The sequence below is a fragment of the Serratia bockelmannii genome (genome assembly GCF_051803255.1).
GTDB lineage: Bacteria > Pseudomonadota > Gammaproteobacteria > Enterobacterales > Enterobacteriaceae > Serratia > Serratia bockelmannii.
The window spans coordinates 1,185,632-1,204,685 of record NZ_CP196512.1 but is presented as its reverse complement, the minus strand read 5'-3'; the positions used below and the strand labels follow the sequence as shown (position 1 = coordinate 1,204,685).

The 19,054-nt window shown below is 59.5% G+C and carries 15 protein-coding genes, 6 tRNA genes and 1 pseudogene; 20 read left to right on the top strand and 2 right to left on the bottom strand.

The annotated features are described in order from the left end of the window. Nucleotides 1–26: 26 nt before the first annotated feature. The 7 genes from asnB to ACSJLU_RS05710 all read left to right on the top strand — a co-directional run bounded on the left by asnB (nt 27) and on the right by ACSJLU_RS05710 (nt 2,508). Nucleotides 27–1,691, top strand: coding sequence for an asparagine synthase B (asnB, locus tag ACSJLU_RS05740; protein WP_004939961.1), 1,665 nt, complete (start codon nt 27–29; stop codon nt 1,689–1,691). A gap of 218 nt (nt 1,692–1,909) precedes the next feature. Beyond that, a tRNA-Met gene (locus ACSJLU_RS05735) sits at nt 1,910–1,986 on the top strand. Between the two features lie 16 nt (nt 1,987–2,002). Next, nucleotides 2,003–2,087: transfer RNA gene (locus ACSJLU_RS05730), tRNA-Leu, on the top strand. Nucleotides 2,088–2,117: 30 nt separating this feature from the next. Beyond that, nucleotides 2,118–2,192 (top strand) — tRNA-Gln (locus ACSJLU_RS05725). Nucleotides 2,193–2,236: 44 nt separating this feature from the next. Beyond that, a tRNA-Gln gene (locus ACSJLU_RS05720) sits at nt 2,237–2,311 on the top strand. A 41-nt stretch (nt 2,312–2,352) separates the two neighbouring features. Beyond that, a tRNA-Met gene (locus tag ACSJLU_RS05715) sits at nt 2,353–2,429 on the top strand. 4 nt (nt 2,430–2,433) lie between these two features. Continuing rightward, nucleotides 2,434–2,508: transfer RNA gene (locus ACSJLU_RS05710), tRNA-Gln, on the top strand. Between the two features lie 87 nt (nt 2,509–2,595). On the opposite strand, the gene ubiF is transcribed toward ACSJLU_RS05710, so the two are convergent. Further along, nucleotides 2,596–3,777 (bottom strand): 3-demethoxyubiquinol 3-hydroxylase, encoded by a 1,182-nt coding sequence (gene ubiF / locus ACSJLU_RS05705; protein WP_060432591.1) that lies wholly within the window; start codon nt 3,775–3,777, stop codon nt 2,596–2,598. Between the two features lie 197 nt (nt 3,778–3,974). Here ubiF and miaB point away from each other — a divergent pair, with 197 nt between their 5' ends. The 12 genes and pseudogenes from miaB to ACSJLU_RS05645 all read left to right on the top strand — a co-directional run bounded on the left by miaB (nt 3,975) and on the right by ACSJLU_RS05645 (nt 15,657). Next, nucleotides 3,975–5,399: a tRNA (N6-isopentenyl adenosine(37)-C2)-methylthiotransferase MiaB gene (gene miaB / locus ACSJLU_RS05700; protein WP_025301853.1), complete on the top strand. Its 1,425-nt coding sequence runs from the start codon at nt 3,975–3,977 to the stop codon at nt 5,397–5,399. Between the two features lie 119 nt (nt 5,400–5,518). After that, nucleotides 5,519–5,854, top strand: a complete 336-nt coding sequence (locus ACSJLU_RS05695) for a zinc ribbon domain-containing protein YjdM (RefSeq protein ID WP_004939967.1) — start codon at nt 5,519–5,521, stop codon at nt 5,852–5,854. Nucleotides 5,855–6,088: 234 nt separating this feature from the next. After that, nucleotides 6,089–7,144 (top strand): PhoH family protein, encoded by a 1,056-nt coding sequence (locus ACSJLU_RS05690; RefSeq protein WP_025301852.1) that lies wholly within the window; start codon nt 6,089–6,091, stop codon nt 7,142–7,144. Further along, a complete protein-coding gene (ybeY, locus tag ACSJLU_RS05685) occupies nt 7,141–7,614 on the top strand; it encodes an rRNA maturation RNase YbeY (RefSeq protein WP_016928766.1) in 474 nt (157 codons plus the stop codon). Before ACSJLU_RS05690 ends, ybeY begins: the two co-directional genes overlap by 4 nt. Nucleotides 7,615–7,699: 85 nt before the next feature. Then, a complete protein-coding gene (gene corC / locus ACSJLU_RS05680) occupies nt 7,700–8,578 on the top strand; it encodes a CNNM family magnesium/cobalt transport protein CorC (RefSeq protein ID WP_025301851.1) in 879 nt (292 codons plus the stop codon). A gap of 7 nt (nt 8,579–8,585) precedes the next feature. Beyond that, the gene (lnt, locus tag ACSJLU_RS05675; protein ID WP_043135765.1) at nt 8,586–10,115 is read left to right on the top strand and encodes an apolipoprotein N-acyltransferase; all 1,530 of its coding nucleotides are present in this window, start codon (nt 8,586–8,588) and stop codon (nt 10,113–10,115) included. 392 nt (nt 10,116–10,507) lie between these two features. Then, nucleotides 10,508–11,404, top strand: a complete 897-nt coding sequence (locus ACSJLU_RS05670) for an amino acid ABC transporter substrate-binding protein (RefSeq protein ID WP_025301849.1) — start codon at nt 10,508–10,510, stop codon at nt 11,402–11,404. A 213-nt stretch (nt 11,405–11,617) separates the two neighbouring features. After that, nucleotides 11,618–12,358, top strand: coding sequence for an amino acid ABC transporter permease (locus ACSJLU_RS05665; protein WP_019454074.1), 741 nt, complete (start codon nt 11,618–11,620; stop codon nt 12,356–12,358). Further along, nucleotides 12,358–13,032, top strand: a complete 675-nt coding sequence (gene gltK, locus ACSJLU_RS05660; RefSeq protein ID WP_025301848.1) for a glutamate/aspartate ABC transporter permease GltK — start codon at nt 12,358–12,360, stop codon at nt 13,030–13,032. Before ACSJLU_RS05665 ends, gltK begins: the two co-directional genes overlap by 1 nt. Further along, nucleotides 13,032–13,756 (top strand): annotated as a pseudogene (locus ACSJLU_RS05655) (amino acid ABC transporter ATP-binding protein). The gene gltK and the pseudogene ACSJLU_RS05655 overlap by 1 nt, the downstream one beginning before the upstream one ends. A gap of 115 nt (nt 13,757–13,871) precedes the next feature. After that, on the top strand, nt 13,872–14,804 hold the full coding sequence (rihA, locus tag ACSJLU_RS05650; RefSeq protein WP_043135761.1) for a pyrimidine-specific ribonucleoside hydrolase RihA: 933 nt from the start codon (nt 13,872–13,874) through the stop codon (nt 14,802–14,804). Nucleotides 14,805–14,952: 148 nt separating this feature from the next. Then, the gene (locus ACSJLU_RS05645) at nt 14,953–15,657 is read left to right on the top strand and encodes an FMN-dependent NADH-azoreductase (protein WP_197826203.1); all 705 of its coding nucleotides are present in this window, start codon (nt 14,953–14,955) and stop codon (nt 15,655–15,657) included. A 40-nt stretch (nt 15,658–15,697) separates the two neighbouring features. Here the strand turns inward: ACSJLU_RS05645 and ACSJLU_RS05640 are convergent, their stop codons facing one another. Continuing rightward, on the bottom strand, nt 15,698–16,180 hold the full coding sequence (locus ACSJLU_RS05640; RefSeq protein ID WP_025301844.1) for a zinc ribbon-containing protein: 483 nt from the start codon (nt 16,178–16,180) through the stop codon (nt 15,698–15,700). Between the two features lie 285 nt (nt 16,181–16,465). Between ACSJLU_RS05640 and leuS the strand changes: the two genes are divergently transcribed. Then, the gene (gene leuS / locus ACSJLU_RS05635) at nt 16,466–19,048 is read left to right on the top strand and encodes a leucine--tRNA ligase (RefSeq protein WP_164099554.1); all 2,583 of its coding nucleotides are present in this window, start codon (nt 16,466–16,468) and stop codon (nt 19,046–19,048) included. Nucleotides 19,049–19,054: the final 6 nt, after the last annotated feature.

Here is a 19,054-nt window from a genome sequence, read left to right as displayed (position 1 = left end):
TCATAAAAGCCCGTTAGGAGAGTTGTATGTGTTCTATTTTCGGTGTGCTCGATCTGAAGTCCGATCCCGTTGAACTGCGTAAGAAAGCGCTGGAGCTGTCACGTCTGATGCGCCACCGCGGCCCGGATTGGTCCGGCGTTTACGCCAGCGACAAAGCCATTTTGGCCCACGAACGCCTGTCGATCGTCGACGTCAACAACGGCGCTCAACCGCTGTACAACGCTGCGCACACCCACGTTTTGGCGGTCAACGGCGAAATTTACAACCACCAGGCGCTGCGCCAACAGCTGAGCGACCGCTATGCGTTCCAGACCGGTTCCGACTGTGAAGTAATCCTGGCGCTGTATCAGGAGAAAGGACCGGACTTCCTCGACGATCTGCAAGGCATGTTCGCTTTTGCCCTGTATGACACTGAAAAAGACGCCTACCTGATCGGCCGCGATCACCTGGGCATCATCCCGCTGTACATGGGCCATGACGAACACGGCAACCTGTACGTTGCCTCGGAAATGAAAGCGCTGGTGCCGGTGTGCCGCACCATCAAGGAATTCCCGGCCGGCAGCTACCTGTGGAGCCAGGACGGTGAGATCCGCGAATATTATCGCCGCGACTGGTTCGATTACGACAGCGTCAAGGACAACGTGACCGACGCCGCCGCCCTGCGCACCGCGCTGGAAGAGTCGGTGAAAAGCCACCTGATGTCCGACGTACCCTACGGCGTGCTGCTGTCGGGCGGGCTGGATTCCTCGGTCATCTCGGCGATCACCAAGAAGTACGCTGCGCGCCGCGTGGAAGATCAGGAACGCAGCGAGGCCTGGTGGCCGCAGCTGCACTCCTTCGCCGTCGGGCTGGAAGGCTCGCCGGATCTGCGCGCCGCGCAAGAGGTGGCTAACCACCTGGGCACCGTGCACCATGAGATCCACTTCACCGTGCAGGAAGGGCTGGACGCCATCCGCGACGTGATTTATCACATCGAAACCTACGACGTCACCACCATTCGCGCCTCGACGCCGATGTACCTGATGTCGCGCAAAATCAAGGCGATGGGCATCAAGATGGTGCTTTCCGGCGAAGGCGCGGACGAAGTGTTCGGCGGCTACCTGTACTTCCATAAGGCGCCGGACGCCCGCGAATTCCACGAAGAGACCGTGCGCAAACTGCTGGCGCTGCACATGTTCGACTGCGCGCGCGCCAACAAGGCGATGTCCGCCTGGGGCGTCGAAGCCCGCGTGCCGTTCCTGGACAAGAAATTCCTCGACGTGGCGATGCGCATCAACCCGAAAGATAAAATGTGCGGCAACGGCAAAATGGAAAAACACATCGTTCGCGAATGTTTCGAGTCCTATTTGCCCGCCAGCGTGGCCTGGCGCCAGAAAGAGCAGTTCTCCGACGGCGTCGGCTATAGCTGGATCGACACGTTAAAAGAGGTGGCTGCGCAGCAAATTAGCGATCAACAGCTCGAAACCGCGCGTTTCCGCTTCCCGTACAACACGCCAACGTCGAAAGAAGGCTACCTGTACCGCGAAATCTTCGAAGAGCTGTTCCCGCTGCCGAGCGCCGCCGAATGCGTACCGGGCGGCCCGTCCGTCGCCTGCTCGTCCGCCAAGGCCATCGAGTGGGATGAATCGTTCAAGAAGATGGACGATCCTTCCGGCCGCGCCGTTGGCGTGCACCAGGCCGCCTATAAATAATTGCGCGGCATTTCCCTCAGGGCGGGCCTTTTGGCCCGCCTTTTTGTTGCCTTTTCCCCCCGCCAACTACCTGAATTGCCGATTTTATCGCCATAATGTTCACAACCCAGACAAACGGCGCTTCCGGGCGCTTTTTCGGGAAAAAACTTGTTGACGCAAATCGGTCATATACGCATAATGCGCCCCGCAACGCCGATGAAGGCAAAGCAAAAAAAGAGGGCTACGTAGCTCAGCTGGTTAGAGCACATCACTCATAATGATGGGGTCACAGGTTCGAATCCCGTCGTAGCCACCATCTCTTTTTTGTATTTGCGGGAGTGGCGAAATTGGTAGACGCACCAGATTTAGGTTCTGGCGCCGCAAGGTGTGCGAGTTCAAGTCTCGCCTCCCGCACCATTTCTCTTCATCGTCGGCGCAGTATGTTGATGGGGTATCGCCAAGCGGTAAGGCACCGGTTTTTGATACCGGCATTCCCTGGTTCGAATCCAGGTACCCCAGCCATATTCTTTCGGGAATGGGGTTTCAACATAAGATTTGTTTGCAGGTGGGGTATCGCCAAGCGGTAAGGCACCGGTTTTTGATACCGGCATTCCCTGGTTCGAATCCAGGTACCCCAGCCATAACAAACTGCTTGCAAATCAAAGAAGTAAAAAGTAACATCGGCTACGTAGCTCAGCTGGTTAGAGCACATCACTCATAATGATGGGGTCACAGGTTCAAATCCCGTCGTAGCCACCATAATTGGGGTGTCGCCAAGCGGTAAGGCTCTGGTTTCTGATACCAGCATACCCAGGTTCGAATCCTGGCACCCCAGCCATATTTAGAAAAGCCCGCTTCGGCGGGCTTTTTGCTGTCTGGCGTTCGGCCAATCCTAACGGGCCCAGCCACCGCTGAGCCCTGTCGGTTACAATCCCAACGCGTACTTCAACGCATGCTCTTTCAGCTTGCCCGCCCGCTGCGCGGCCATCAGCGCCAGATTGCGCGCGACGTTCAGCGGCGCCAGGTTATTGCTGAAGGCGGTATAAAACAGATCCATGCCGCTCTGCATCAGCAGATTGTCGGTGCGACGGCGACGCTGATAACGCAACAGTACCGCCTCGCCGCTCCAGTCTTCTCCCTGATCCCGCGCCTCGCTCAACACATTCAACAAGGCATCCACATCGCGATACCCCAGATTGACGCCCTGCCCGGCCAGCGGGTTGATGGTATGCGCGGCATCCCCCACCAGCGCCAGCCCCGGCAGCACGTAGCGCTGCGCATGACGCCGCGTCAGCGGGAACGATCCGGCAGCGTGCACCTTGACCGGGCCCAGTCGCGTCGGAAAAGCGGTAGCGATTTCGCGCTCCAGCTGCGCCGGCGGCATCGCCTGCAGTTGGCGAATGCGCTGCGGGCTGTCATACCACACCAGCGACGCCCAGCTGTCGTACAGCGGCAGGAAGGCGCGGGGCCCGGACGGGAAGAAGCGCTGCCAGGTCACATCCTGCTGCGGCGCGCCGGTATCGACGGTGATCAACATGCACGCCTGACGATATTGCCAGCCGTTGGTGCCGATCGCCGCCAGCTTGCGCACCTGCGAGTTGGCCCCGTCGGCACCGACAACCAGCCGCGCTTGCAGCGTCTCGCCGCTGTCCAGCGTCAGCTGCCAGGCATTGTCCGCCCGCTGCAGCGATTGCAGCCTGGCGGGGCACAGCAGCGTCAGGTTGGCGCACTGCGCGAACTGTTGCCACAGCCCCAGCTGCAGAATGCGGTTTTCCACCATAAAGCCCAGCTCGGGCAGCCCCAGGGACACCGCGTCGAACGCCACGCGCGACGACGCCCACTCCCAGGTCTCCAGCCGGCGATACGGCGCCGTACGCATCGCCGTCACGGCCTGCCAGGTGCCGAGCTGTTTCAGCAGCCCCACCGAGGTGCAGCCGATCGCGGAAATGCGCAGGTCCGGCGGGCTTTGCGCCTCGAACGCCTGCGGCGCCTGATGTTCCAGCAACGCCACCGACCAGCCCGCCTGCGCCAGCCCCAGGGCCGCCGCCGCGCCGACCATGCCGCCACCCACCACCACCGCGTCATACCGATTTTGAGATGTCTTCATATTGGCTATGTTTTCTATGTGAATGCTCGCCATCCCACCCGACATGGCGTTTTGCGCAGTGTACCGGATTTTCGCTTCGGCTTCAGGTTGCGTGCCATTTTCCCCCGCGCTGGTCACAACGGCGGCAAATGATTACAATACGCGCCCTGCATGTCGCGTAACGCAACTTTCGCTCCGCACTGAGTAATGGCAAGTCAATGACGAAAAAACTACATATCAAAACCTGGGGCTGCCAGATGAATGAGTACGATTCATCGAAAATGGCCGACCTGTTGAACAGCACGCACGGCTTCGAGTGGACCGACAACGCCGAGGAAGCGGACGTGCTGTTGCTGAACACCTGCTCGATCCGTGAAAAAGCGCAGGAGAAAGTTTTCGCCATGCTGGGGCGCTGGCGCTTGCTGAAAGAGAAGAACCCGTCTGTCATCATCGGCGTCGGCGGTTGCGTGGCCTCGCAAGAAGGCGAACTGATCCGCAGCCGCGCGCCTTGCGTCGACGTGGTATTCGGCCCGCAGACCCTGCACCGCCTGCCGGAAATGATCAATCACGTTCAGGGCACCCGCAGCCCGGTGGTCGATATCAGCTTCCCGGAGATCGAAAAATTCGACCGCCTGCCGGAGCCGCGCGCCGAAGGCCCGACCGCCTTCGTGTCGATCATGGAAGGCTGCAACAAATACTGCACTTTCTGCGTGGTGCCTTACACCCGCGGCGAGGAAGTGAGCCGCCCGAGCGACGACGTGCTGTTCGAAATCGCCCAGCTGGCGGCGCAGGGCGTGCGCGAGGTCAACCTGCTCGGCCAAAACGTCAACGCTTACCGCGGCGCGACGCATGACGGCGATATCTGCTCGTTCGCCGAACTGCTGCGCCTGGTGGCGGCCATCGACGGCATCGATCGCATTCGCTTCACCACCAGCCACCCGATCGAGTTCACCGACGACATTATCGCGGTGTACGAAGACACGCCGGAGCTGGTCAGCTTCCTGCATCTGCCGGTGCAGAGCGGTTCGGACCGCATCCTGACCATGATGAAACGCGCGCACACCGCGCTGGAGTATAAGGCGATTATCCGCAAGCTGCGCAAGGCGCGGCCGGCCATCCAGCTCAGCTCCGATTTCATCGTCGGTTTCCCGGGCGAAAGCCAGGCCGACTTCGAACAGACCATGAACCTGATCGCCGACGTCAACTTCGACGTCAGCTTCAGCTTCATCTATTCGTCGCGCCCCGGTACGCCGGCGGCGGACATGGTCGACGACGTCAGCGAAGAAGAGAAAAAGCAGCGGCTGTACATTCTGCAGGATCGCATCAACCAGCAGGCGCTGCAGTTCAGCCGTCGCATGCTCGGCACCGTCCAGCGCATTCTGGTGGAGGGCACCTCGCGTAAAAGCGTGATGGAGCTGGCCGGGCGCACGGAGTGCAACCGTGTGGTAAACTTCGAAGGCACGCCCGACATGATCGGCCAATTTGTCGACGTGGAAATTACCGAGGTGCTGACCAACACCCTGCGTGGCGCAGTGGTGCGCACCGAACAGCAGATGGATCTGCGCGTACATGAATCCCCGCAGTCGGTGATCGCCCGTACCCGCAAAGAAAACGCGCTGGGCGTCGGCATTTACCAGCCCTGACGCCGCGGCGGCCGCCTTATCGCCGCCCGTTCGCGCTACTCCTTACCGTTTCTCCGCCGGGCGTCCGCGCCCGGTGATGTTCTTTTTTTATTTTTTTATTGTTGAAGAGGCGACATAACATGCAACTCCCACACTGCCCGAAGTGCAACTCCGAATACACCTACCAGGACAATGCCCTGTTCATCTGCCCTGAGTGCGCCCACGAGTGGAGCGACAGCGCCCCGGCGGAAGATCAGGACGCGCTGATCGTCAAAGACGCCAACGGCAACCTGCTGGCGGACGGCGACGCGGTCACCGTGATCAAGGATCTGAAGGTCAAAGGCAGCTCCTCGATGCTGAAGATCGGCACCAAGGTGAAAAACATTCGCCTGGTGGAAGGCGATCACAACATCGACTGCAAAATCGACGGTTTCGGCCCGATGAAGCTGAAATCCGAGTTCGTGAAAAAGAACTGATTCCCAGCGGCCTTGTTCTGTGATGACGCGGCGGGCTTTGCGCCCCGCCGCGTTTTTTCCTTATCTTCCCTTGAATTCCGCCGACGGCGCACAGATAGATCAGCGGTAAACTTGCGCCGTTGCGGCGCACCATGAATAATTCAAGAAAGAGAGTATTCAGGCTCGCCCTGAACGCGCGCGTCCCGGACGCGCTATGTGACATCAACCAGGCCCGATGTGACCTAGAGGAATAGTTTGAACGTCGCAACACAAGAAATTTTGTTAGAGCCCGCAGACAACAAGCGTTTGCTCAGCCTGTGCGGCCCGTTTGATGACAACATCAAGCAACTCGAGCGCCGATTGGGCATCGAAATCAATCGCCGCGACAACCGTTTCAAGCTGGTCGGCAAAAACCTGTGCGTGGTTGCCGCCGCCGATATCCTGCGCCATCTGTACGTGGATACCGCGCCGATTCGCGGCGTGATCCCGGATATCGATCCGGAGCAAATCCATCTGGCGATCAAAGAGAGTCGGGTGCTGGAACAGGTGGCGGACAGCGTGCCGGATTACGGCAAGGCGGTCACCATCAAAACCAAGCGCGGTATGGTGAAACCGCGCACGCCTAACCAGGCGCAGTACATCGCCAATATTCTCGATCACGACATCACCTTCGGCATCGGCCCGGCGGGCACCGGCAAAACCTACCTGGCGGTCGCCGCTGCGGTGGATGCGCTGGAACGCCAGGAAATTCGCCGCATACTGCTGACCCGCCCTGCGGTCGAAGCCGGCGAAAAGCTGGGCTTCCTGCCCGGCGATCTGAGCCAGAAGGTCGATCCTTATCTGCGCCCGTTGTACGACGCCCTGTTCGAAATGCTGGGCTTCGAGCGCGTGGAGAAGCTCATCGAACGCAATGTGATCGAAGTCGCGCCGCTGGCCTATATGCGCGGCCGCACGCTGAACGACGCCTTTATCATCCTGGATGAGAGCCAGAACACCACCATCGAGCAGATGAAGATGTTCCTGACACGCATCGGCTTCAACTCGAAGGCGGTCATCACCGGCGACGTCACCCAGATCGACCTGCCGCGCAACCAGAAATCCGGCCTGCGCCATGCGGTGGAAGTGCTGTCGGACGTGGAGGAGCTGAGCTTCAACTTCTTCCACAGCGAAGACGTGGTGCGCCACCCGGTGGTGGCCCGCGTGGTCATCGCCTATGAGGCCTGGGAAGCCGCCGAACAGAAACGCAAAGACGCGATTGCCGAGCAACGTAAGCGCGAGGCGCTCGCCGCCTCCGAGCAGGAGACACCATGAGTCAGGTGATTTTGGATCTGCAGATTGCCTGTGAAAGCAGCGACGGCCTGCCGGATGAGGCCACCTTCCAGCGCTGGCTGGAAGGCGTGCTGCCGCAATTTCAGGAAGAGGCCGAGGTCACCGTGCGTCTGGTGGACGAAGCGGAAAGCCACGAGCTGAACCTGACCTACCGCGGCAAAGACAAGCCGACCAACGTGCTCTCTTTCCCGTTCGAAGCCCCGCCGGGCATCGAGCTGCCGCTGCTCGGCGATCTGATCATCTGCCGCCAGGTGGTTGAGCAGGAAGCGATTGAGCAAGGCAAAACGCTGGAGGCCCACTGGGCGCATATGGTTGTCCACGGCAGCCTCCATCTGCTAGGGTATGACCACATCGAAGACGATGAAGCCGAAGAAATGGAGTCTTTGGAAACCGAAATCATGCACGGACTGGGTTATCCTGATCCGTACCTGGCGGAAAAAGACCCCGTCTGACGTCAGCCGTTTACCCCACAGCCCCCATGCGGGGCTGTCGCTGACGCCCCTTAACTCTGACATGAGTGACAGTAACTAAAACGCCATGAGCGACGACCATTCACAAAGCAATGACAGCCCCAGTCCCAAGAAGGGGTTCTTTACTCTTATCCTTAACCAGCTGTTCCACGGCGAGCCCAAAAACCGTGGCGATCTGGTCGAGCTGATCCGTGATTCCGAACAAAACGACCTGATCGATCCCGATACCCGCGACATGCTGGAAGGCGTGATGGATATCGCCGAACAGCGCGTGCGCGACATCATGATCCCCCGCTCCCAGATGGTGACGCTCAAGCGCAACCAGACGCTGGAAGAGTGCCTGGACGTGATTATCGACTCCGCCCACTCGCGCTTCCCGGTAATCAGCGAAGATAAAGATCACATCGAAGGCATCCTGATGGCCAAGGATCTGCTGCCGTTCATGCGCGCAGACTCCGAGCCGTTCAGCATCGACAAAGTGCTGCGCACCGCGGTGGTGGTGCCGGAAAGCAAGCGCGTCGACCGGATGCTGAAAGAGTTTCGCTCCCAGCGCTATCACATGGCGATTGTCATTGACGAATTCGGCGGCGTGTCCGGCCTGGTCACCATCGAAGATATCCTGGAGCTGATCGTCGGCGAGATTGAAGACGAATACGACGACGAAGACGATCTGGATATCCGCCAGCTCAGCCGCCACATGTACACCGTGCGCGCGCTGGCGCCGATCGAAGACTTCAACGACGCCTTCGGCACCCATTTCAGCGACGACGAGGTCGATACCATCGGCGGTCTGGTGATGCAGGCCTTCGGCCACCTGCCGGCGCGCGGGGAAACCATTGAAATCGAAGGTTACCTATTTAAAGTTGCCATGGCAGACAGTCGACGTATCATCCAGGTTCATGTAAAAATTCCGGACGACTCTCCACCACCGAAACTGGAAGATTAAATCCAACATGGCTAAAGCCTCATTACTTGAACGCCAGTGGGTTCGCGCCCTGCTGGCGCTGTTGTCAGGTGCCGGCGGGACGCTGGCGTTCTCGCCCTACGATTTCTGGCCCGCGGCCATCGTCTCCCTGTTCGGCCTGCTGGCCGTTACCCTCAATCGCACCACCAAACAGTCTGCCCTGCTCGGCTTTGTCTGGGGCTTCGGGTTGTTCGGCAGCGGGATCAACTGGGTGTATGTCAGCATCGCCGATTTCGGCGGCATGCCCTTCGCCGTCAACATCTTCCTGGTGGCGCTGCTCGCCGCTTACCTGTCGCTGTATACCGGGCTGTTCGCCGGGCTGCTGACGCGCCTGTGGCCGGCCACCCGCTGGTGGCGGCTGGCCATCGCCGCGCCGGTGCTGTGGCAGGTGACCGAATTCCTGCGCGGCTGGGTGCTGACCGGCTTCCCGTGGCTGCAGTTCGGCTATAGCCAGATCAACGGCCCGCTGAAAGGCATCGCGCCGCTGCTGGGCGTCGACGCCATCACCTTTGTGCTGATGGCCATCGCCGGCCTGCTGGTGTACGCCGTCAATCAGCGCCGTCTCTCGGCAGCCGTGATTGCCGCCGCGCTGCTGCTGTTGCCGTGGCCGCTGCGCCAGCTGCAGTGGTTTACCCCGCAGCCGGAGAAAGCGGTGAACGTCGCCATGGTGCAAGGCAACATCGCTCAATCGATGAAATGGGATCCGAAAGCGCTGGTCAGCACGCTGCAAACCTATCTGGACGAAACCCGTCCCTACATGGGCAAGGCGCCGATCGTCATCTGGCCGGAATCCGCCATTCCGGATTATGAAGCCAATCAGAACGGCTTCCTGACGATGATGGACGACCTGATGCGGGCGAAGAACAGCAGCCTGATCACCGGCATCGTCGACGTGCGTGCCACGCCGCAGGGCCAGCAAATCTACAACAGTGCCATCGTGCTCGGTGAACCGACGCCGTACAGTTACCCGGCCAACGATCGCTACAACAAGCACCACCTGGTACCGTTCGGCGAGTTCGTGCCGCTCGAGACGCTGCTGCGGCCCCTGGCGCCGTTCTTCGACCTGCCGATGTCCTCCTTCAGCCGCGGCGACTACGTACAACCGCAGCTCAGCGTACGCGGCTACAACCTGACGGCGGCCATCTGCTACGAAATCGTGTTGGGCCAGCAGGTGCGCGATAACTTCCGCCCGGACACCAACTTCCTGCTGACCATCTCCAACGATGCCTGGTTCGGCCACTCCATCGGCCCGTGGCAGCACTTCCAGATGGCACGCATGCGGGCGCTGGAGCTCGGCCGACCGCTGCTGCGCAGCACCAATAACGGCGTCACCGCCGCGGTGGACGCGAATGGCGAGGTGATCGCCGAGATCCCGCAGTTCACCCGTCAGGTACTCGAAGTGAAAGTCACGCCGACCACCGGCTTCACGCCTTATGCGCGCTTCGGCGCCACGCCGCTGTGGGTGATGACCCTGTTGCTGGGCGGCTGGGCGCTGATATTGGGCCTGCGCCGCAAATAGCCCTCTTCGTCGGGGCGCACCCGCTGCGCCCCGCTTTCCCGTCAAATCTTCCCTCAGTCAGAAAACGCCGTTAAATCAACGCGGCTGGCACACTCCTTGCTTTTATCTATGGCGACATCGCGCGCCGGTTTACTTTTGCTGACGTTTTGTCGCACCTGCGCACATTTTGGGTGCATTGAACGCACCGCATGGGTGCGCCGGCGTTTTGTTGCATTGATTTGGTGCGCGCGGCGTCTCAAAAAATGAAACATTTTAGTTTCAAGGTGTTCACAATCGGTTATTTTTTAACAGCGTTCAGTTCATAAGACTATCTTTATAACTTGAGCAATAAACAGTCGATTTAACCTGACGCTCTTTAGTCAGAGCCACAACAACAGTAAAGGAGTTGGACCATGCAAATGCGTAAATTGGCGTTATCGTTACTGCTGCTCGGTGCGGCAGGTAGCGTGGCGCACGCGGAAGACCTGACCGGTACGCTGAAGAAAATCAAAGACAATGGCGTGATCGTTGTCGGCCACCGCGAATCGTCAGTGCCGTTCTCCTACTACGACAACCAACAAAAAGTTGTGGGCTACTCTCAGGACTACTCCAACCAAATCGTTGAAGCCGTTAAGAAAAAGCTGAATGCACCGAATCTGCAGGTGAAAATGCTGCCGATTACCTCGCAGAACCGCATCCCGCTGCTGCAAAACGGCACCTATGATTTCGAGTGCGGCTCCACCACCAATAACCTCGAGCGCCAGAAACAGGCCGCCTTCTCCGACACCATTTTCGTGGTCGGCACCCGCTTGCTGGTGAAAAAAGGCTCCGACATCAAAGACTTTAAAGACCTGGCCGGCAAACCGGTGGTGGTCACCTCCGGCACCACCTCTGAAGTGCTGCTGAACAAGCTGAACGACAGCGGCAAGATGAACATGCGCATCATCAGCGCCAAAGACCACGGCGACTCCTTCCGCACTCTGGAAAGCGGCCGCGCGGTGGCCTTCATGATGGACGACGCCCTGCTGGCGGGCGAGCGCGCCAAGGCCAAGAAGCCGGATCAGTGGGAAATCATCGGCACACCGCAGTCGAAAGAAGCCTACGGCTGCATGCTGCGTAAAGACGATCCTGCGTTCAAGAAACTGGTCGATGACACTATCGCCCAGGCGCAAACCTCCGGCGAAGCGGCCAAGTGGTTTGATAAATGGTTCAAGCAGCCGATTCCACCGAAAAACCTCAACATGAACTTCGAACTGTCGGACGACATGAAGCAGCTGTTCAAAGAACCTAACGACAAGGCATTGAACTAAATAGAATGACAGCCGGGGCGGCCGCCAGGCCAAACCGGCCCAGTTGATGACTGGGACAGACAGGTATGAGGGGGGCCGTTCCCCTCCCTCATTTTCCCCAAGGCGCATCACCGACATCCGCACACAATAAGCCAGCCAGACTGGCCGCGCGGCGATCGGCGCTCATCAAGTCATCAATCTTCGGCGCTCTGCGCCCGTTTACCGGAGTTTGTTATGTCAATAGATTGGAACTGGGGTATCTTCCTGCAGCAGGCCCCGTTTGGGAACACCACTTACCTCGGCTGGATCTGGTCCGGCTTTCAGGTCACGGTGGCCCTCTCCGTCTGTGCATGGATTATCGCTTTCTTCGTCGGTTCGCTGTTCGGTATCTTGCGTACCGTACCCAACCGCTTTCTTTCCGCCCTCGGCACCTGTTACGTCGAACTGTTCCGCAACGTGCCGCTGATCGTGCAATTCTTTACCTGGTATCTGGTGATCCCCGAGCTGCTGCCGGCCAATATCGGCACCTGGTTTAAAAGCGAGCTGGATCCCAACGTGCAGTTCTTCGTCTCTTCCATGCTTTGCCTGGGATTGTTTACCGCCGCCCGCGTTTGCGAACAGGTGCGCGCCGCCATCCAGTCCCTGCCGCGCGGCCAGAAAGCGGCCGGGCTGGCGATGGGCCTGACGCTGCCGCAAACCTACCGCTACGTGTTGCTGCCGAACGCCTACCGGGTGATCGTGCCGCCGATGACCTCGGAGATGCTCAACCTGGTCAAAAACTCCGCCATCGCCTCTACCATCGGGCTGGTGGACATGGCCGCGCAGGCCGGCAAGCTGTTGGATTACTCCGCACACGCCTATGAATCCTTTACCGCCATCACGCTGGCTTATATCGGCATCAACGCCGTTATCATGCTGTTTATGCGTCTGGTCGAAAAGAAAGTGCAGTTGCCTGGCAACCTGGGGAGTAAATAATGTACGAATTTGACTGGGCGTCGATCGTCCCAAGCTTCCCGTTTCTGCTGCAGGGTATGGTAATCACGCTGAAGATCACCGTGACCGCCATCGTGGTCGGCATTCTGTGGGGTACCGTGCTGGCGGTGATGCGCCTGTCGCCGTTCAAACCGATCAGCTGGTTCGCCACCCTGTACGTCAACCTGTTCCGCTCGGTGCCGCTGGTGATGGTGCTGCTGTGGTTCTACCTGGTGGTTCCAAGCTTATTACAACAGGTTCTAGGCTTATCGCCGAAAACCGATATTCGCCTGATCTCGGCTATGGTAGCCTTTTCCCTGTTTGAAGCGGCCTATTACTCGGAAATCATCCGCGCCGGCATCATCAGCATCTCGCGCGGCCAATCCTCCGCCGCGCTGGCGCTGGGCATGACCCATTGGCAATCCATGCGGTTGGTGATCCTGCCGCAGGCGTTCCGCGCCATGGTGCCGCTGCTGCTGACCCAGGGCATCGTCCTGTTCCAGGATACCTCGCTGGTTTACGTACTGAGCCTGGCCGACTTCTTCCGCACCGCGTCGACCATCGGCGAACGCGACGGCACCCAGGTTGAAATGATCCTGTTCGCCGGCTTTGTCTATTTTGTTATCAGCCTCGCCGCCTCGGCGCTGGTAAGCTATTTGAAGAAAAGGACTGTTTGATGATATCCCTGAAAAATGTTTCTAAGTGGTACGGTCACTTTCAGGTGTTGACCGATTGCACCACCGAAGTGAAAAAGGCGAAGTGGTCGTCGTCTGCGGTCCTTCAGGTTCCGGCAAGTCCACCCTGATCAAAACCGTCAACGGCCTCGAGCCGATCCAGCAGGGCAATATCCTGGTGAACGGCACGCCGGTCAACGACAAGAAAACCAACCTGGCGCAGCTGCGTGCCAAGGTAGGCATGGTGTTCCAACACTTTGAGCTGTTCCCGCACCTGTCTATCATCGACAACCTGACGCTGGCGCAGGTGAAAGTGCTCAAGCGCGACAAATCCGCCTCACGCGAGAAGGGTCTGAAGCTGCTGGAGCGCGTCGGCCTCTCCGCCCATGCCAACAAGTTCCCCGGTCAGCTGTCCGGCGGCCAGCAGCAGCGCGTCGCCATCGCCCGTGCGCTGTGCATGGATCCTATCGCCATGCTGTTCGATGAGCCGACCTCTGCGCTCGATCCGGAAATGATCAACGAAGTGCTGGACGTGATGGTCGAACTGGCGAACGAAGGCATGACCATGATGGTGGTAACCCACGAAATGGGCTTCGCCCGCAAGGTGGCGAATCGAGTGATCTTTATGGACGAAGGCAAAATCGTCGAAGACCGCAACAAAGACGATTTCTTCAACAACCCCGAGTCCGATCGCGCCAAGGATTTTCTGGCCAAGATCCTGCACTAAACGCTCTGCCTATGCGCCCCGCCAGGGGCGCATCTTTTCCCCCGGCACTAAAAGCGCTTGTTTCTCCCCGGTTTTGATCCGATGCTCGCTGGATAACAAACAGAGGAGAAAGAACATGCCCCGCCCTATTATCATCGATTGCGATCCCGGCCTCGACGACGCCATCGCGCTGGCTATGGCGCTGCGTTCGTCAGAACTGGACATCAAAGCCATCACCACCTCCGCCGGCAACCAGACGCCGGAGAAAACCCTGCATAACGCGCTGGGCCTGTTGACCCTGATGCAGCGCGAGGACATACCGGTCGCCGCCGGCGCCAGCGGCCCGCTGATGCGCGAACTGGTGATCGCCGACTATGTCCACGGCAAAACCGGCATGGGCAACACCCACCTGCCGACGCCGACAATCAAACCCGATCCCCGCGGCGCCGTCGAGCTGATCGCCGACTTGCTGCGCGCCAGCCCGCAGCCGATAACCCTGGTGGTGACCGGCCCGATGACCAATATCGCCCTGCTGCTGGCCCAGCATGCCGAGCTGAAAAGCCATATCGAACGCATCGTATTCATGGGCGGCGGTATGAACGCCGGCAATACTACGCCTGTCGCGGAGTTCAACATCTTCGTCGATCCCGAAGCCGCCGAAATGGTGCTGAAATCCGGGGTGCCGCTGACCATGGCCGGGCTGAACGTCACCCATCAAGCGCTGGTGTTGCCGCAGGATATCGAGCGCATTCGCCAGATAGACAATCCGGTCGCGCAGGCGGTCGCGGAGATGCTCGATTTTTACCTGCCGCTGTACCTCAGCCATCCGCGCGGCCTGCCCGGCGCTGCGATGCACGATCCCTGCACCATCGCCTGGCTGCTGGCGCCGCAGCTGTTCACCGGCGTAGAACGCTGGGTCGGTGTGGAGACCAAAGGGGAATACACCGTCGGCATGACGGTGGTGGACTATTTCCAGCAAACCGGCAACGCGGCCAACGTGGAAGTGCTGACCAGCATCAACCGCGAGGGTTTTATCGATCTGCTGGCCGAGCGCCTGGCGCGTTATTGATCCCATCGGGGCGCGCTCGCGCCCCTCATTCAACTTTTTTGATTTAACTCAGCGAATTTTTGCGCTATCACTGTTGATGGCTTGCCTCTACCATGCGTTTACACCGACTGACATCGTCACCGATTAAACTTCGCCTGGAGATAAGCCAATGAGCCGCGTACTGGTCCTGAAATCAAGTATTCTGGGTGAATATTCCCAGTCTGGAAAATTAGTCGATTTTTTTGTTGAACAATGGCATGAAGCTCACCCAGAAGACACGTTCACCGTGCGCGACTTGGCTAACCCAACGCTGCCGGAGCTGGATGGCGAAGTGATGGCTGGCTTTACCGCCGGCGACAACCCGCTGACGCCGCATCAGCAGAGCACCCTGGCGCTTTCCGATGAGCTGATTGCCGAGCTGAAGTCGCACGACACGCTGATCATCAGCGCCCCGATGTACAACTTCAACATCCCGACGCAGCTGAAAATCTACTTCGATCTGATCGCCCGCGCCGGTCAGACGTTCCGCTACACCTCCGCCGGTGCCGAAGGGCTGGTGACGGGCAAGAAAGCGATCGTCATCTCCAGCCGCGGCGGCATCCACGCCGACACGCCGACGGATCTGATCACGCCGTACGTGAAGCTGTTCCTGGGCTTTATCGGCATCACCGACGTTGAATTCGTACTGGCGGAAGGCTTCGCCTACGGCCCGGAAGCGGCGGAGAAAGCCGCCCAGGACAGCCGCGTCGCGGTCGCGCAGAAAATCCCGGCCGGCGTCGCCGTACCGGCCAGCGCACCGGCGCAGGCGCAAGCCGCCCCAGCAGCCGTCAGCGGCGGTTTCCTGAGCAACCTGCTGAAGAAACTGTTCCGTTAAACGCCGGCCTTAGTGTTCCCCGCCCTGGCGGGGAACGTCATCAAGGCTCAAACGGCCGACGCTGGAACTGGTCGTGACCGCATTTCGGGCAAAGCGGCAGCACCTCCGGCGTGTAAAACGCCAGATGGTAGTGACACTGCTCGCACACCAGATTGCCCAACCCCACCACTTCACCGCTGTGATAAACGCCGTGATGGCTGACATCCTTGAACACTTCACGCCACTCCAGCTGGGTTTTGTCGGTGATATCCGCCAGTTCCTGCCACAGGCTCTCTTTGATCACCCGCATAAACACGCTGTCGGTAAACTCGTCCCGGCTTTCCTGATAGCTGCGGGCGAACTCTTCCAGATCGCGCCGCACCGCCTGCGTCACCTGCCGCACCTCGTCGCGGGTCAGATCTTCGGCCTCGTTCAACCGCCGCTCCGCGCTGGCCACCAGTTCGTCGATATCGCGTTCACCGTTTTTCAGGCGTTCGGTCAGTGATGCCACCAATTCGCGGTAATACTGAGCAACCTTGTTCATAGACTCTCCTCGATAAACGCTGCGCCGGGCTTGGCTGTAGGGATACCCCTAAGCTACTTGTTCTTATTTTAGCCGTAAATGACTGATGTCACTTGGCAAGACGCGGGATCCGCAGGTTGTGAGCCGCGTCATGGCGGCGTTTTTTTTAAATGCGCCGAGTCAGGCGCTTGGAGTTGTTGCCGAGAGGTCTTATCAGCTATGCTATGCGGATCTACGAATACTAAATGTTCATTGCGTTGCCTCTGACCGGGGCAACGGTTTACACCTACAGGACCACCGGCCGCCATGCAAGAGCAATACCGTCCAGAAGACATAGAATCGAACGTACAGCTTCACTGGCAAGAGAAGCAGACTTTCAAAGTTACCGAAGACGACAGCAAGGAAAAGTACTACTGCCTATCCATGCTGCCTTACCCGTCCGGCCGACTGCACATGGGCCACGTTCGTAACTACACTATCGGCGACGTGATCTCGCGCTATCAGCGCATGCTGGGTAAAAACGTACTGCAGCCGATCGGCTGGGATGCGTTCGGCCTGCCGGCGGAAGGTGCGGCGGTGAAAAACAACACCGCACCGGCCCCGTGGACCTACGACAACATCGAATACATGAAGAACCAGCTGAAACTGCTGGGCTTCGGCTACGACTGGGATCGCGAAATCGCTACCTGCCAGCCGGAATACTACCGCTGGGAACAGTGGTTCTTCACCAAGCTGTATGAAAAAGGCCTGGTCTACAAGAAGACCTCGGCGGTGAACTGGTGTCCGCACGATCTGACCGTGCTGGCCAACGAACAGGTTATCGACGGCTGCTGCTGGCGCTGCGACACCAAGGTCGAGCGTAAAGAGATCCCGCAGTGGTTCATCAAAATCACCGCTTACGCCGATCAGCTGCTGAACGATCTGGACACGCTGGAAAGCTGGCCGGAGCAGGTGAAAACCATGCAGCGCAACTGGATTGGCCGCTCCGAAGGCGTGGAAATCACCTTCGACGTGGCGGACAGCGAAGAGAAGCTGACGGTTTACACCACCCGTCCCGACACCTTCATGGGCGCCACCTACGTGGCGGTCGCCGCGGGCCACCCGCTGGCGCAACAGGGCGCGCGCAACAATCCGGCGCTGACCGACTTCATCGACGAATGCCGCAACACCAAAGTGGCCGAAGCCGAAATGGCGACGATGGAGAAGAAAGGCATGCCAACCGGCCTGTTCGTTGTCCACCCGCTGAGCGGCGAGAAGCTGCCGGTGTGGGTCGCCAACTTCGTGCTGATGGAATACGGCACCGGCGCCGTGATGGCGGTACCGGCGCACGACCAGCGCGACTGGGAATTCGCCACCAAATACGATTTGCCGATCAAACCGGTGATCCTGAACCTCGACGGCAGCCAACCTGACGTGAGCGCCGAAGCGATGACCGACAAAGGCGCGCTGTTCAACTCCGGCGAGTTTGACGGTCTGGACAACGAAGCCGGCTTTAACGCCATCGCCGACAAACTGGTCGCCAAGGGCGTGGGCCAGCGCAAGGTCAACTACCGTCTGCGCGACTGGGGCGTCTCCCGTCAGCGTTACTGGGGCGCGCCAATCCCGATGGTGACGCTGGAAGACGGCACCGTGATGCCGACGCCGGAAGATCAGCTGCCGGTGATCTTGCCGGAAGACGTGGTCATGGACGGCATCACCAGCCCGATCAAGGCCGACCCTGAGTGGGCGAAGACCACCGTTGACGGCCAGCCGGCGCTGCGTGAAACCGACACCTTCGACACCTTTATGGAGTCTTCCTGGTACTACGCGCGCTATACCTGCCCGCAGTACGACCAGGGCATGCTGGATCCGGCCGCCGCCAACTACTGGCTGCCGGTCGATCAATATATCGGCGGTATCGAACACGCCATCATGCACCTGATGTACTTCCGCTTCTTCCACAAGCTGATGCGCGATGCGGGCCTGGTGGATTCCGACGAGCCGGCCAAGCGCCTGCTGTGTCAGGGCATGGTGCTGGCCGACGCCTTCTACTACACCGGCAACAGCGGCGAGCGCGTCTGGGTATCTCCGGTTGACGCCACGGTCGAGCGCGACGACAAGGGCCGCATCATCAAGGCCACCGATCCGCAAGGCCGTGAACTGGTCTATGCTGGCATGAGCAAAATGTCGAAGTCGAAGAACAACGGCATCGACCCGCAGGAAATGGTGGAAAAATACGGCGCGGACACCGTGCGTCTGTTCATGATGTTCGCTTCACCGGCAGAAATGACGCTGGAGTGGCAGGAATCCGGCGTGGAAGGGGCTAACCGCTTCCTGAAACGCGTGTGGAAACTGGCCTACGATCACGTGGCAAAAGGCGCGGTACAGCCGCTGGATGTGGCGTCGCTGAACGAAGATCAGAAAGCGCTGCGCCGCGATCTGCACAAAACCATCGCCAAGGTGACCGACGATATCGGCCGCCGTCAGACCTTCAACACCGCGATCGCCGCCGTGATGGAGCTGATGAACAAGCTGGCCCGCGCGCCGCAGGAGAGCGAGCAGGATCGCGCGCTGCTGCAGGAAGCGCTGCTGGCCGTGGTTCGCATGCTGTATCCGTTCACCCCGCACGTGTGCTTCACCCTGTGGCAGGCGCTGGGCGGCGAAGGCGACGTGGACACCGCGCCATGGCCGGTTGCCGACGAACAGGCGATGGTCGAGGACTCCAAGCTGGTGGTGGTGCAGGTGAACGGCAAGGTTCGCGCTAAAATCACCGTATCTGCCGATGCGACCGAAGAGCAAGTGCGCGCGCGCGCTGCCGAAGAGCATCTGGTGGCTAAATATCTGGACGGCGTCACGATTCGCAAAGTGATCTACGTTCCGGGCAAACTGCTTAACCTGGTTGTGGGTTAACACAAG

Bases quoted from the DNA above. Each gene is read 5' to 3' on its own strand.
- asnB (WP_004939961.1), top strand. From the start codon at position 27: ATGTGTTCTATTTTCGGTGTGCTCGATCTGAAGTCCGATCCCGTTGAA.
- ubiF (WP_060432591.1), bottom strand. From the start codon at position 3,777: ATGAAGACATCTCAAAATCGGTATGACGCGGTGGTGGTGGGTGGCGGC.
- miaB (WP_025301853.1), top strand. From the start codon at position 3,975: ATGACGAAAAAACTACATATCAAAACCTGGGGCTGCCAGATGAATGAG.
- ACSJLU_RS05695 (WP_004939967.1), top strand. From the start codon at position 5,519: ATGCAACTCCCACACTGCCCGAAGTGCAACTCCGAATACACCTACCAG.
- ybeY (WP_016928766.1), top strand. From the start codon at position 7,141: ATGAGTCAGGTGATTTTGGATCTGCAGATTGCCTGTGAAAGCAGCGAC.
- corC (WP_025301851.1), top strand. From the start codon at position 7,700: ATGAGCGACGACCATTCACAAAGCAATGACAGCCCCAGTCCCAAGAAG.
- lnt (WP_043135765.1), top strand. From the start codon at position 8,586: ATGGCTAAAGCCTCATTACTTGAACGCCAGTGGGTTCGCGCCCTGCTG.
- ACSJLU_RS05670 (WP_025301849.1), top strand. From the start codon at position 10,508: ATGCAAATGCGTAAATTGGCGTTATCGTTACTGCTGCTCGGTGCGGCA.
- ACSJLU_RS05665 (WP_019454074.1), top strand. From the start codon at position 11,618: ATGTCAATAGATTGGAACTGGGGTATCTTCCTGCAGCAGGCCCCGTTT.
- gltK (WP_025301848.1), top strand. From the start codon at position 12,358: ATGTACGAATTTGACTGGGCGTCGATCGTCCCAAGCTTCCCGTTTCTG.
- rihA (WP_043135761.1), top strand. From the start codon at position 13,872: ATGCCCCGCCCTATTATCATCGATTGCGATCCCGGCCTCGACGACGCC.
- ACSJLU_RS05645 (WP_197826203.1), top strand. From the start codon at position 14,953: ATGAGCCGCGTACTGGTCCTGAAATCAAGTATTCTGGGTGAATATTCC.
- ACSJLU_RS05640 (WP_025301844.1), bottom strand. From the start codon at position 16,180: ATGAACAAGGTTGCTCAGTATTACCGCGAATTGGTGGCATCACTGACC.
- leuS (WP_164099554.1), top strand. From the start codon at position 16,466: ATGCAAGAGCAATACCGTCCAGAAGACATAGAATCGAACGTACAGCTT.